Below are 13,661 nucleotides of genomic sequence, written 5' to 3' on the forward strand. Positions count from 1 at the left end.
GCTCAAAAAATCAAGCTTGTGGTTGATTGATTCAGTTAAGTTAATAATTGGTGTAACTACAAATTGCCTTAGTAGCAAATTGTTCCGGCTCTTTTTTGGGTGCTGACGTGAGAGGTATTGTAGTTAAAGTTACTTGGAATCAAGTCAAGTACTAGCAGTGTTTACTGGTAAAGATAGTTTTGATTGCGTTACGATCGCAAACATTGAAATTCTTAACTGTTTCCTAATATGAGTTATTGCTTTAATCCCGCCTGCGAACAACCGGAAAATCCGCAAGACACAGAGATTTGTTTAACTTGTCACTGGCCCTTATTGCTGCGGCAGCGTTATCGATCGCTTAAACTAATCGAAGAAGGAAGTTTTGGCAGAACCTTACTTTGTACAGATACAGACAGACTGAAAGCTCATTGCGTGATCAAACAATTTTTCAAATGGCGCAAAATCAAAACACATACCGAAGCAATGGCGAGAGCAACTCAAATATTTGAGAAAGAAGCTAAACTATTACTGCAACTAGGAGAACATCCCCAAATTCCTACACTACTAGCTTGCTTCGAGGAAGACAGACGCTTATACTTAGTGCAAGAATTTATTGCCGGACAAAATTTATTAGACGAAATCTTAGAGCAAGGAACATTCAGCGAACAAAAAATCAGAAACCTATTAAATGACCTGTTACCAGTTTTACACTTTATCCATCAACATAACGTAGTGCATCGGGACATTAAACCGATGAACATAATTCGCCGCCAAAGCGACAAAAAATTAGTATTAGTAGACTTCGGTTTAGCAAAACTACTAAACATCAATTCCTGGGGAAAAACAGGTTCCCAATATGGCACAGAAGGCTACGCACCAATTGAACAAACTCGTGGTAAAGTTTTCCCCGCCAGCGACCTCTTTAGTTTAGGAGTTACCTGCGTTCAGTTAATTACCGGAACAGTAGTCGAAGAGATTTATCAAGCAGAAACAGGCGTTTGGGTATGGAGAGAATATCTTCAAGAAAGAGGAACTGACGTTAGCGATAAACTAGCAGCAATCTTAAACAAATTAATTAAAGATTCCCTGAAAGAACGCTACCAAACTGCCAGCGAAGTCATGCAAGACTTACAAGAAACCTTACCAAAATGGCAGTGTATTCAAACCTTTAGCGGACACTTAGGAATAGTAAACCGAGTCACCTTTAGCCCAGATGGAGAAACTGTAGCCAGCGGTAGTGAAGATAAAACCCTGAAAGTTTGGCATTTAGAAACTGGTGAATTAATCCAATCAGTAATTAGCGAATCTCAAGGCGTAAAATTCGCCGTTGTTAGTCCCGATGGACAAATGCTAGCTAGCGGTAGCGGAGATAATTCAATTCAACTTTGGCAGTTAGCCACCGAAAAAATTCAACACACCTTAATTGGACATCTTGGCATAGTCAATCAAGTCGCCTTTAGTCCCAATGGACAAAGTTTAATTAGTGGCAGTGCTGATAACACAATTAAAATTTGGGATACAAATACCGGAGAATTACTACACACTTTAACCGGACATTTGGCAGGTGTAAAAACAGTTATCATTAGCCCCGATGGTAAATTTGTAGTCAGTGGCAGTGAAGACAAAACCATTAAAATTTGGCATTTAGGCGGGGGAATCTTGCTGCATAATTTAACCGAACATTCCCAAACAATTAACTCTTTAGCGATTAGTCCCGATAATCAATTATTAGCCAGTGGTAGCGCCGACAATACAATTAGAGTTTGGCATTTAACAACTGGCAAACTAATGGATATCCTCTGGGGACACTCAGAACCAGTAAGTTCTGTAGCTTTTAGCCCCAATGGTAAAATGCTAGCCAGTGGCAGCGAAGACCGAACCATTAAGATTTGGAGACTGGGGACTGGGGACTAGGGACTAGGAAAGGCAGAAGAGTAAATTTCTCCCCATCTCCTCTGCCCCTCTGCCCCTCTGCCCCTCTGCGCCCTGAAACCCTGATTATCTCGTTCAATTGTCAAGATCTTTAAAGTTTTGCTTAGTTTTGAAGAGTAGCTGAGAAAGTCTGCGGTAAACTAAGCTTTGATTCAAAGAAGCTTGTGTTTTCTGCTTCATGCAGAGTCGCATTGTTGAGCCTCGTTTGGAGTCTTTATTCCATGTCACATTCAGTAAAAATCTACGATACCTGTATTGGCTGCACTCAATGCGTCCGGGCTTGCCCCACTGACGTATTGGAGATGGTTCCCTGGGACGGCTGCAAAGCCCAACAGATTGCCTCATCTCCGAGAACGCAAGACTGTGTTGGTTGCAAACGTTGTGAAACGGCTTGCCCCACTGACTTTTTGAGCATCCGAGTTTACTTGGGTGCTGAAACGACTCGCAGTATGGGCTTAGCCTACTAAGCTCTTGCTTCTGAATAGTCCTGAGTGTAGAGTTGTGAAGCTTCTTCTTCTTAGTTGAACTTCTGACTCGCACTCAGGACTAATTTATTTTTTAAGCATTTAATAACTTGACGTTATCCTGATAGGTCAGTAGTTTTGAGCAAGTAAGTATAATTGTCTGTTCGGCGGGAGTTGTCGTGAAATGTGTGGAATTGTTGGTTATATTGGCACTCAGGCAGCTAGCGAGATTTTGTTGGCGGGTTTAGAAAAGCTGGAATATCGGGGTTATGATTCGGCTGGGGTTGCTACGGTGAGAGAGGGAGATATTCACTGTATTCGGGCGAAGGGAAAGTTACAAAACCTGCGGGATAAGTTGGCGGGGGATGAAAATCCGGCACAAATAGGGATTGGGCATACTCGCTGGGCGACTCATGGAAAGCCGGAGGAGTACAACGCACATCCCCATACGGATACGGCGAGGCGTGTGGCAGTGGTGCAAAATGGGATTGTGGAAAATTATCGGGAGTTGCGGGAGGAGTTAAAGAGTCGGGGGCATGAGTTTCGTTCGGATACGGATACGGAAGTGATTCCGCATTTGATTGCCGAATTTTTGAGTTTGTTGCCGAGTAATTCTGCGGTTTCTCCTCATTCGCGGTTTTTGGAAGCGGTGCGACAGGCGGTGAATAAGCTGGAAGGGGCGTTTGCAATCGCGGTAATTTCTGCTGATTTTCCTGATGAGTTAATTGTAGCTCGGCAGCAGGCTCCTTTGGCGATCGGATTTGGTTCGGGCGAGTTTTTCTGTGCCTCGGATACTCCGGCAATTGTGCCTCATACTCGTGCGGTTTTAAGTTTGGAAAATGGGGAATTAGCTCGGTTAACACCTTTGGGTGTCGAGGTTTATAATTTTGCTGGTGATAGATTGAAGAAAACTCCGCGGACTTTAAATTGGAATCCGATTTTAGTAGAAAAGCAAGGGTTCCGTCACTTCATGTTGAAAGAAATTTATGAACAACCGGGAGTGGTAAGAACTTGCTTGGAAGCTTATTTTAATGATGATTGGACTGCATCGAATGAACAATCACCAATTAAGTTGGATTTGCCAACAGAACTTTGTGCAGATTTAGAACATATTCAAATTTTAGCCTGTGGTACTTCTTGGCACGCTGGTTTAGTAGGCAAATATTTGTTGGAACAGTTAGCGGGAATTACGACGACTGTGCATTATGCTTCGGAGTTTCGTTATGCACCACCTCCGTTAACTGCACATACTTTAACTATTGGGGTGACACAATCAGGAGAAACGGCTGATACTTTGGCAGCTTTGTCAATGGAACAAACTCGAAGATTGGGTAAGTCTGCTGAGTTTAAAGCGAGATTATTGGGAATTACTAACCGTCCTGAAAGTTCTCTTGGTCAATTAGTTTCTCATCTTATTGATACTCATGCTGGTATTGAAATTGGGGTGGCGGCGACGAAAACTTTTTCGGCGCAATTAGTTGCTTTTTATTGTTTGGCGTTGGAGTTGGCTTATCGGAGAAAGAGTTTATCTACTAAGGCAATAGAGAAAATTTTAGATGGTTTACGATTGCTACCAGCGCAAATTGAAATGGTTTTAGAAAGCCAAGAAAGATACATTGAAGAGTTAGCGCATGATTTTGCGGAGACGCAAGATTTTATCTTTTTGGGTAGGGGAATTAATTACCCAATTGCTTTGGAAGGGGCGCTGAAGTTGAAGGAAATTAGTTATATTCATGCTGAGGGTTATCCGGCTGGGGAAATGAAGCATGGTCCGATCGCACTGTTAGATGCTAAGGTTCCAGTAGTTGCTATTGCCATGCCCGGTAGTCTAGTTTACGAAAAAGTAATTTCCAATGCCCAAGAAGCCAAAGCCCGTGATTCCCGCTTAATTGGCGTAACCGCTGCTAATGAAGGGGAAGAATCTGATGTTTTCGATCAGATTTTACCAGTTCCTTTAGTTGATGAATTATTGTCTCCTATTGTCACAGTAATTCCTCTACAATTGTTGGCTTATCATATTGCTTCTCGAAGAGGTTTAGATGTTGACCAACCTCGTAATTTAGCGAAGTCAGTAACAGTTGAATAAAGGAAATATTCAATTTTACTGTGTTGTGGAGGTGTAATAAAATTATCAGTGGTAGCGATAAAACTTTCACTAGTCTAATCAGATGTTCTACCACAGCCTGCGAATCAATTCGCAGGCTAGAAAGTTCTCTCAAGAGGACTAAATACCCTGATTATTCTTACTTACATCAAAAACTTAAAGTTTATCGTCGCAATCAAGTCCGAGAATATTTATTCTGGCGAGTTTACGATCGCGAATTTGATTGTTTAGATTAAATGCTGGAGAATATATTAAACTTGAATCTGATCGCAAAAGGAATCAAACTTTTAGGCTGCCATCCTTTTTTGTTCGCGTTCCAAAATTTAAATATGCTGCTTTGGCTGAGATCATTTCTTGATTGCAGTGGGAATGCAAAAATCACAACTTTCTTCTCCTTTCAAAGACCGATAAATTAACACACTGGCTACCTGGTGTTCAACGGGTTTTGAAAAGAAATATCCCTGCATTTTTTGGCAACCTAAAGCTTTTATAAAAGCTAAATCTTCTTGAGTCTCTACGCCTTCGGCAATCACATCTAAGCCTAGTTTTTTAGCTAAGATTAAAATAGTTTCACTAATATCCCATTTCTTTTCCAGCACAAAAGAGCGATCGATCTTTAACGCATTGATCGGCAAGTCTTTTAAACGTCCCAATGCCGAATAACCTGTACCGAAGTCATCTACATAAAACTGAACACCTAATGCTTTAAGCTGAGAAAAAATGACGATCGCTTCTTGCGGATTCTCGATTAAAGAACTTTCTGTTATTTCTAATCTTAAGCTATCTGGTGCAATATCAACCCGCTGAAGAATGCTTTGAATCTCCTCTACTAAATTATGCTGAATTAGCTGTAAAGTGGAAAGATTAACACTCATACTCAGCGGAGGATTACTAGGAAATTGCTGCTGCCATTTCTGCAACTGATAGCAAGCTTCCTCAATACTCCAAAGTCCGAGTTGATGAATTAATCCAGTTTTTTCAGCTAAGGGAATAAATTTTGTCGGAGAGATCAAACCTTTCACTGGATGTTGCCAGCGGCAAAGCGCCTCAAAGCCAATAATTTTGTTAGTTTCGATCGAAACAATTGGTTGATAATGAAGCCGAAATTCGTGATTTCTCAATGCCGAATGCAAATCATTTTCTAGCTGTAATTGTTCAATATCTGCATCAGATAAAATAGCCATTGCCACAGAAGATTCGCGATCGATCGCATTGGCTAACCGAACTAAACGATCTGTATTATGAATCGCTATATCCAACAGTCGCAAACCATCTTCCGAAAGCGAACCGAGATAGCCATTGTGTAAAAGTCCTAACACTCCTCGGATTGAAGTCAGCGGTGTTCGTAGTTCATGACTAACCAGCGATGACAAACTAGCCAACTGTTCGGTAAGCCGTAAATCAGAATTATCTTGATTAACGTTCATCTGTCATATCTCCTAATCGAGATAAAATTTAAGCCTTATCAAGTCTTTTAACGATGAGAAAAATGAGGTTTGAGACAGCATCTTTCTATCAGTAGGTTGACTCCTTGAATTTCATAGTACGTCTCAAATGTGTCAACTATGTGACACAAAGCCTTTCGGCTCGTTTGTACTTGTGGTGTATATCGATTACTTAAATGTTTGATAAAGGGCGGGTTTTGATTTTCATCTTATGGCTGGGTATTCCAGGCTTTTGGCGTTTGAGAAAGGGCGGGTTTTGATTTTCATCTTATGGATGGGTATTCCAGGCTTTTGGCGTTTGAGAAAGGGCGGGTTTTGATTTTCATCTTATGGCTGGGTATTCCAGGCTTTTGGCTAAACCCGCCCCTACTTTATTTGGATCGATCATTTTGGTAACGCTTTATTTACACCTACTTCGCGATCGCCAAAACTACGAGAGAGCCACTTAAGTGAGCAATATTGGAACCTTTCACAGGCTTGCCACATTTATTTTTTACCTTGTAAGAAGACTGATTTTCTTCGTTCCCAAAAAACTATGAAATCCAAACGCCATTCACGTAAAAGCAGTTTATTTTCTCAATTACTTGCAGGTTTTGCGATTTCACTGACTACAGTAGGATTGGCAACACTATCGCTCAACTATCTTTTTGTGGCATCTAACCTCGAACATGAAGCGCAAGAACAAGCAGAAGCTATTACCCGATCGATAGATTTTGCTAACCAAGGACTACTAAAAACTGGGAATATACAAGCTTTAAAAGAAATTGTGCAAAATTATGCCACTTTACCGGAAGTTGTCGAAGTGTTGATTATCGATCGCAATGACAAAATATTAGCTCATAGCAATTCTGAGAAGCACTATCACTCATATAAATCAATTCATCCTGAATTAATCAATATCATACAACAAGTCAGGCAGACAGGGATAGAAGCCCATCGCTTCATGAAAATCCAAGATAAGCCTGTGATTGTCTATCTCTCACCATCTCAAAGTAAATTATTTAACAACTCTAAACAGTATGAATTAGTTCTAGTAGTAATCGATCGAGAAATCTATCAATACAGATCTCAACAGATTTTTCTGTATTCCATTTCAACTATGGGAACAGGGATTTTACTGATTTTAGGTATTATGGGGTTTGTGGTGCGAAAAGTTGTTCTCAAACCGATCGATCGCTTAAACAAAGCAGTACTCGAAAGTAACAGCACTAGAAAATTCTCTCTACCTGCTCAATTACCTAATAGTGAAATCAAATTTCTTGCAGATACCTTTGACACCATCTTTCGTCAACAGCAACACATAGAGACGGTATTAAAAGAACGAGCCGAACTACTCCGCAAACAAAATATGGTGTTAAGTACTTTGGCTAAACATCGGGCAATTATTGACGGGAATTTAAAGGAATTTGCCAAAGAAATTACAAGAGTTATTGCTCTCCTTTTGAATATAGAACGGGCGAGTGTATGGCTATATGATACTAGTCAAAATCATCTATTTTGCCTCAATTTGTTTGAGTCAAATTCCCAAGGATATAGTTCAGGAGTTACGCTAAATGTTGCTGATTATCCGGCTTATTTTAAAGCGATCGATACAGAAGACTTAATCTCAGCTTTCGATGCTCACAACGATCCTCGCACTTCAGAATTTTCTCAGACTTACCTAACTCCATTAAATATTCACTCGATGTTAGATGTGCCAATTCGTTTAAAAGGAAAAACCGCCGGGGTACTTTGCGTTGAAAAAGTTGCAGTTTGTCGCCTCTGGAGTGCTGAAGACGAAAACTTTGTCCGCTCGATCGCCGAATTATTTGCCCTAGCAATTGAAGCACGCGATCGACAAATCGCAGAACAGGCATTAAAGCAAAGTGAAATACTTTTTAGACAACAAGCAAAGGAATTAGAAATCACTTTAGAAGAACTAAAGCTAACTCAATCTCAGATGATTCAAAGCGAAAAAATGTCAGGTTTGGGACAGATGGTAGCTGGAGTTGCTCATGAAATTAATAACCCAGTTAATTTTATTTATGGTAACATTACTCATGTTAATCAATACTTTCGAGATTTATGGAATCTTTTACAACTTTACCAGCGAGTTTATCCCACACCTAAACCAGAAATTCAAGCAGAAATAGAAGAGATTGATTTAGAGTTTTTAGCTGAAGATTTACCCAAGCTTTTATCTTCGCTCAAAGTTGGCACAGAAAGAATTCGCGAAATTGTGCAATCCCTCAGAAGCTTTTCCCGCCTCGATGAAGCTGAATTTAAAGAAGCCGATCTCCATGAAGGAATAAATAGCACATTAATGATTTTAGAGCATCGATTGAAAAGTAAACCAGAGCGATCGCAGATAAAAATCGTCAAAAACTATAGCCATATCCCGCAAATAGAATGCTATCCAGGTCAACTAAATCAGGTATTAATGAATATTATTAGTAATGGCATTGATGCCTTAGAAGAAAAGATGGAAATATTAAAGAATCAACCGGAAAAATCTTTACCTCAGTTCACGCCCACTATTATAATTACCACCGAACCAATTAACTATTATTGGATCAGAATTCGGATTGTAGATAATGGTTTAGGGATCGACAAAGAAGTACAATCAAAATTATTCGATCCGTTCTTTAGCACTAAACCAGTCGGCAAAGGTACAGGCTTAGGATTGTCAGTAAGTTATCAAATTATTGTAGAAAAACATAATGGTAAACTCTACTATTCCTCAGAAGTAGGAAAGGGTACAGAATTTGCGATCGAAATTCCCGTTTGTCAGAGTCACTGCAAAGCAGCCTGAAAGCCAACGAACCGGAATTTTCGTTACTACTTCCACGCTGAAATCACCGAATTATCTGAAGAAACCGGGTTTCTACGTAAGTCCTAACGGTCACAAAACCAAGATACGGGTTTTTCGTTACTACTTTGACGCTGAAATCACAGAATTATGTGAAAAAACCGACTTTCTGCGTAAATCCTAACTGTCACAAGATTTTCACGTTTCATATTTTATATTCAAGAAATGAGCTAGAGACTTGTCGTAAATTCTCAGATCATAAGGGTGCATCTACTATTTACAGATTAAGGGGCTAAACCCACTTGTCTGTAAGTTATTTATCATCTACTACTAGGATAATCAATTCTATCTTTGGCACTGTTAACTTCTACAACTAATAAACCATTAGCAAGTTTTAGTTGCAATTATTTGTTCAATTCAGTTTAGTTTAGTTTAGATCGGCAAATAGGAAACCATGTCTACAGAGATAACCGTAAGCACTAAAATTATCCACGATTTGCAGAAATTGCACCAGCAAAGAGCAACGGGTGAATTAGTTATTACCAGTAATCAATCAGCATCTCAATGGCAGCTTTATTTCTACCTGGGACGACTTGTGTTTGCCACTGGAGGCATTCATCCTGTAAGACAATGGCATCGTGCATTTCGCCATCACTGCCCTAATACTTATAAATCTGGTTGGTTAACTAAGGTAAAACCTACAAGTAAGCTATGGCAAGCTGATATACTAACTCAGGCAATTCAACAAGAGCAAATTACCACAGTTCAAGCCAAAGCTGTAGTCCAAAGTATTATTCAAGAAGTAGTCTTTGGTTTTGTGGAACAAAAAACTTTGGAAATTAGGTGGCAACCTAGTCAACCGATCGCTCAACAAACAGCATTTCTTTCTGTCGATCAAATTATTCAAGAAGCCCAAAAACTTCGCCAAGAATGGCGTTCGGCAGGATTAGGACATCTGCAAGAATTTGTACCTCAATTCTCCCCCGATCTAGCTCCAATTATTAAAGATCCGGCTCTATTGGCAGCGAAAACTTCTCCCACTGTTAATGCTAACCTGACTAAATTAATGCAGGGAAAAAGAACTTTATGGGATGTAGCATTAAAAATGAATCAACCACTGTATACAGTAATTCGATCGCTCTTACCCCTAATCCGCCAAGGAATTATTGAATTAAAAGAAATTCCTGACTTACCATTTCCTTATCCCGCGATCGAGCAACGTAAATTCTCTTGTTCCCCCAAAAAGAAAGGCTTAATTGCTTGCATTGATGATTCTCCAATTATTGGTCAAACAGTTAAACAAATCTTACAACCTTTAGGTTATGAAGTCCTATCTATTACTAACCCATTAGAAGGATTTGTGACATTATTGGACAATAAACCCGATCTAATTTTTCTTGATTTAATTATGCCCCATACAAATGGCTATGAACTCTGTACCTTTCTCCGCAAAACTTCAGTATTTCAAAATACACCAATCATAATTTTAACCGGACAGGATACTATGATCGATCGAGTTCGAGCCAGGATGGTAGGGGCTTCCGAATTTTTAGCAAAACCCCCGGAAAAAACCAAACTTTTACATATTGTCCAAAAGTATCTGGAAGTAAACAAAACAAAACCAGCAAACATTCCTATTAATGCTTCTTTTCTCTCTAGCCCTGCATAATACTAAGTAAAAGACAGAGCAAAAGCATTCTAAAATCTCAAACCGAAAGATTAGTTGGTAATTTTCCACCCCACTGCTGTTTCAATTTGATCTGCCAGGATACCCGGATCGAAAGGCTTGATCATCACAGCCTTGGCTCCGAGTAGGGCATATTGCTGCTTAGTAGCGACTTTCACTGTGGCAGTTAGTAAAATCACTGGAATTTCCTGAGTGAAGGGATTTTCTTTTAAAAGTTTTAGGGTGGTTAACCCATCCATTTCTGGCATAACCACATCAAGCAAAATCAGATCAGGTTGTTTGTCGATCGCGATCGCCAACCCTTCCTTCCCAGAACTCACACCCTCTACATTCCAACTTCTAGTTAACTGCAAACTCACTTTTGCAATTTCGCGGATATCGCTTTCATCATCAATAATCAAAACAGTTTTAGTTGCCATAAAGATCGGTTATTTGAACTTGTCATCCTTTTCAACTTTCTCTATATTCTCATATTAATTTTGCTCTAAATTTCATTTTTATCAAACTTTCCCAACATTCTCAACAGACGATTACGTTCTAATCGATTAAAAATCCGTGTAACTACTTCTGCTTCAGTAAAAGGCTTGGCAAGATAATCATCAGCCCCAGCACTGTAAAGCTGATGAATCGTTTCTGCATCTCTACAGGCAGATAAAAATAAAATCGGTAGCCCATCCCAAGTTCGATCGCGCCGAATCCTGTGGCATATTTCAATTCCATTGACACCAGGCATCTCTATATCCAGAATCAATAAATCAGGGCGATTAGTTTCTAAAAATTCCACTACCTGACGGGAATCATTTAAAATCTTCAGAGAAATTCCCCATTTAGGAAGAAACAGGTTGAGACTTTCTAACACCGCCAAATCATCATCTACAGCCAGCACCACAATCTCAGCGTCTGGCAACTGCGAACTCCTTTCATGATTAGTTATCCACGAAGGTGAAAAATGTTTCTCTACCTCATCTTTTACCTGGGAACTAGAAACTAAATTAGCATCTCGATCGTCCAATGATTGAGGCGTTAGATCGATTTCTTCATGTAGCTTAGTCACCAACGACTTGAAAACCGTAAATTCTCTTGTCTGTTTAGTATTTTGCAACCAATGTTCAATTTCCCGACTCAAATCTGAACCTTTCAGAAAGCCAAACATTCCCAAAGAACCAGCGAGCTTATGTGCCGCATTTTTGGCTTCATTATGTAACTCTTGAGACAAATTACCCGATTGTAGTGCTAAAACAGTTCGATCGAGCACCGCTAACCTTTCTAAAGAAGGCTCTTTGAACTGTTCCCAAAGCGCGATCGCCGCCTTCCTCGCCTGATTAGCCATCACCGCTGAAGTACTAATCGGCAAATGTTTGGCAGATTCTTGCTTGACGGCTGCATTCTTCAAATCTTCATCAGTTAAAGGCTTCAAGCGATAACCCATTCCGTACACTGTATCAATTATCTCGTGAGCACCTGCCGATTTGAGTTTACGCCGTAATCTCTTAATATGAGTTCTAACTGTTTCCTCACCTGGCGTATCATCAAAACTCCACAAATGCTCTAAAATCAAACTACTGCTAAACACCCGTTGCGGATTGCGGAGCAACAGTTCCAGTAAAGAATACTCCTTTGCCGAAAGATACACTTCCTCTCCTTGGAAAGTCACCTGGCAAGTACTGGGATTTAAACACAAACTGCCCCATTCCAACAAAGGCATACTTGATGAATGTTGCCGACGAAGCAACGCTCGCATTCTCGCACTCAATTCCTCAACACTACAGGGCTTCACCACATAATCATCGGCTCCAGCATCTAAACCGATCACTTTATCTACACTTCCCCCTTTAGCTGTGAGTAACAAAATTGGTTCGTTATAGCCGTTTTGACGTAGCCTTTGACACAGCCGAATTCCATCTAATTTGGGCAAATTTATATCTAACACAATTAAGTCATAAACAACAGCTTGGGCAAAATCCCAACCTTTTTCTCCGTCTGTAGCAATATCTACTGCATAATGCTGTTCGGTTAAATTTTTTGCCAGCATTTGCACCAGTAATTCATCATCGTCAACTAACAAAATTCTCATTTTTATAATACAAGTTAATTAAGGTAATGTATTTTAAGTAACTAGAGGTAATAGTTAGCACCACTATATTTATATTGTCCTGTTTTTTTTAGAAATGGCTAAGGATATATTAAGCTGAATATGCAAATATGAATCTTTAAATTTTAATGGTATAATTTTTTCAATTATTATGCTATTAGCCTTTCATGCAGTTAAAATCCAAGATGGACTTTGATTCAACGATCGCCCTTTCAAAATCTCCATCAGGAGCCATTCTTGTTGTTGATGATACTCCAGGTAATCTACATATTTTATTCGATGCCCTAACCCAAGCAGGATATGAAGTGCGCTGTGTTAAAAGTGGTGCAATGGCACTGATCGGGGTGGAAGTAGAGCAACCCGATTTGATCTTGTTAGATATTCGGATGCCGGGAATGAATGGATACGATGTTTGCCAGCAGTTAAAAGCAAACTCTCTTACCAGTGAAATACCAATCATTTTCTTAAGTGCGCTGGGCGAACCGCTGGATAAAGTCAGAGCGTTTCAGATGGGTGGGGCAGACTACATTACCAAACCGTTTCAGTTTGAAGAAGTCTTAGTCAGGGTGAGGCATCAATTAATGATTCGCAACCTGCAAAAGCAACGAAAAGAGTTAATTGAAGCTTTAGAAAGAGCAAACCACGAACTGCGACGACTGGCAATATTGGATGAACTGACACAAATTGCCAATCGCCGTCATTTTGATTATTACCTAGCTCAGGAGTGGAAGCGATTAGCAAGAGATCGGTGTCCATTATCGTTGATTATGGCAGACATCGATCATTTTAAACAATTTAACGATTGGTGGGGTCATTTAGCAGGCGATCGCTGTTTACAACAAGTCGCCCGAACGATCGCGAATACAATTAAACGACCAGCAGATCTGGCTGCCCGTTATGGCGGAGAGGAGTTTGCTATTTTACTACCCAACACAGATCTGAACGGGGCGCTTCAAGTAGCAGAGGCAGTACGCCTCGCCGTAGAGGAACTGATAATCACAGATGTACCGCAGCATCCCCGTCAGCGCCTTACTCTCAGCTTGGGTATTGCCACTATGATTCCTTCTCCCAATGAGTCTTTCCAGAGATTAGTGGCAGTGGCAGATCGGGCTCTCTACAAAGCCAAAGCAGAAGGAAGAAACAGAGTTTGCGTCTAAATTAATCTAAAAT

Annotated in this window: 9 protein-coding genes and 1 pseudogene; 7 read left to right on the top strand and 3 right to left on the bottom strand. The window is 40.1% G+C overall.

Annotation, left to right across the window (positions count from 1 at the left end):
• Positions 1 to 228 precede the first annotated feature (228 nt).
• The 4 genes and pseudogenes from ACE1B6_RS29540 to ACE1B6_RS30200 all read left to right on the top strand — a co-directional run.
• Complete coding sequence (locus ACE1B6_RS29540; protein WP_413260881.1) at positions 229 to 1,893, top strand: protein kinase domain-containing protein; 1,665 nt, start codon at positions 229 to 231, stop codon at positions 1,891 to 1,893.
• Between the two features lie 239 nt (positions 1,894 to 2,132).
• Entirely contained in the window at positions 2,133 to 2,378 is a 246-nt protein-coding gene (gene psaC, locus ACE1B6_RS29545) for a photosystem I iron-sulfur center protein PsaC (RefSeq protein WP_073594425.1), read from the top strand.
• Between the two features lie 181 nt (positions 2,379 to 2,559).
• Complete coding sequence (glmS, locus tag ACE1B6_RS29550; RefSeq protein WP_413260882.1) at positions 2,560 to 4,461, top strand: glutamine--fructose-6-phosphate transaminase (isomerizing); 1,902 nt, start codon at positions 2,560 to 2,562, stop codon at positions 4,459 to 4,461.
• A gap of 161 nt (positions 4,462 to 4,622) precedes the next feature.
• Positions 4,623 to 4,741: pseudogene (locus ACE1B6_RS30200) on the top strand (Uma2 family endonuclease); the annotation flags it as partial.
• 85 nt (positions 4,742 to 4,826) lie between these two features.
• Here the strand turns inward: ACE1B6_RS30200 and ACE1B6_RS29555 are convergent.
• Positions 4,827 to 5,906 carry a putative bifunctional diguanylate cyclase/phosphodiesterase gene (locus ACE1B6_RS29555; protein ID WP_413260883.1) on the bottom strand — a complete coding sequence of 360 codons (1,080 nt, stop codon included), beginning with the start codon at positions 5,904 to 5,906 and terminating at the stop codon, positions 4,827 to 4,829.
• A 553-nt stretch (positions 5,907 to 6,459) separates the two neighbouring features.
• Here ACE1B6_RS29555 and ACE1B6_RS29560 point away from each other — a divergent pair.
• Together ACE1B6_RS29560 and ACE1B6_RS29565 are read left to right on the top strand one after the other, a co-directional pair.
• On the top strand, positions 6,460 to 8,715 hold the full coding sequence (locus ACE1B6_RS29560; protein ID WP_413260884.1) for an ATP-binding protein: 2,256 nt from the start codon (positions 6,460 to 6,462) through the stop codon (positions 8,713 to 8,715).
• Between the two features lie 451 nt (positions 8,716 to 9,166).
• Positions 9,167 to 10,381 (top strand): response regulator, encoded by a 1,215-nt coding sequence (locus tag ACE1B6_RS29565; protein ID WP_413260885.1) that lies wholly within the window; start codon positions 9,167 to 9,169, stop codon positions 10,379 to 10,381.
• A 50-nt stretch (positions 10,382 to 10,431) separates the two neighbouring features.
• Here the strand turns inward: ACE1B6_RS29565 and ACE1B6_RS29570 are convergent, their stop codons facing one another.
• On the bottom strand, positions 10,432 to 10,818 hold the full coding sequence (locus tag ACE1B6_RS29570) for a response regulator (protein ID WP_413260886.1): 387 nt from the start codon (positions 10,816 to 10,818) through the stop codon (positions 10,432 to 10,434).
• A 65-nt stretch (positions 10,819 to 10,883) separates the two neighbouring features.
• Positions 10,884 to 12,473, bottom strand: a complete 1,590-nt coding sequence (locus ACE1B6_RS29575) for a response regulator (RefSeq protein ID WP_413260887.1) — start codon at positions 12,471 to 12,473, stop codon at positions 10,884 to 10,886.
• A 203-nt stretch (positions 12,474 to 12,676) separates the two neighbouring features.
• On the opposite strand from ACE1B6_RS29575, the gene ACE1B6_RS29580 reads away from it, so the two are divergent.
• Entirely contained in the window at positions 12,677 to 13,648 is a 972-nt protein-coding gene (locus tag ACE1B6_RS29580) for a diguanylate cyclase (RefSeq protein ID WP_413260888.1), read from the top strand.
• The last annotated feature ends 13 nt before the right edge of the window (positions 13,649 to 13,661 follow it).

Source organism: Floridaenema fluviatile BLCC-F154, from assembly GCF_041929135.1.
In the GTDB taxonomy this organism is placed as follows: domain Bacteria; phylum Cyanobacteriota; class Cyanobacteriia; order Cyanobacteriales; family Aerosakkonemataceae; genus Floridanema; species Floridanema fluviatile.

Excerpts from the sequence above, each read along its gene's own strand:
- ACE1B6_RS29540 (WP_413260881.1), top strand. The coding sequence starts at position 229 with ATGAGTTATTGCTTTAATCCCGCCTGCGAACAACCGGAAAATCCGCAA.
- psaC (WP_073594425.1), top strand. The coding sequence starts at position 2,133 with ATGTCACATTCAGTAAAAATCTACGATACCTGTATTGGCTGCACTCAA.
- glmS (WP_413260882.1), top strand. The coding sequence starts at position 2,560 with ATGTGTGGAATTGTTGGTTATATTGGCACTCAGGCAGCTAGCGAGATT.
- ACE1B6_RS29555 (WP_413260883.1), bottom strand. The coding sequence starts at position 5,906 with ATGAACGTTAATCAAGATAATTCTGATTTACGGCTTACCGAACAGTTG.
- ACE1B6_RS29560 (WP_413260884.1), top strand. The coding sequence starts at position 6,460 with ATGAAATCCAAACGCCATTCACGTAAAAGCAGTTTATTTTCTCAATTA.
- ACE1B6_RS29565 (WP_413260885.1), top strand. The coding sequence starts at position 9,167 with ATGTCTACAGAGATAACCGTAAGCACTAAAATTATCCACGATTTGCAG.
- ACE1B6_RS29570 (WP_413260886.1), bottom strand. The coding sequence starts at position 10,818 with ATGGCAACTAAAACTGTTTTGATTATTGATGATGAAAGCGATATCCGC.
- ACE1B6_RS29575 (WP_413260887.1), bottom strand. The coding sequence starts at position 12,473 with ATGAGAATTTTGTTAGTTGACGATGATGAATTACTGGTGCAAATGCTG.
- ACE1B6_RS29580 (WP_413260888.1), top strand. The coding sequence starts at position 12,677 with ATGGACTTTGATTCAACGATCGCCCTTTCAAAATCTCCATCAGGAGCC.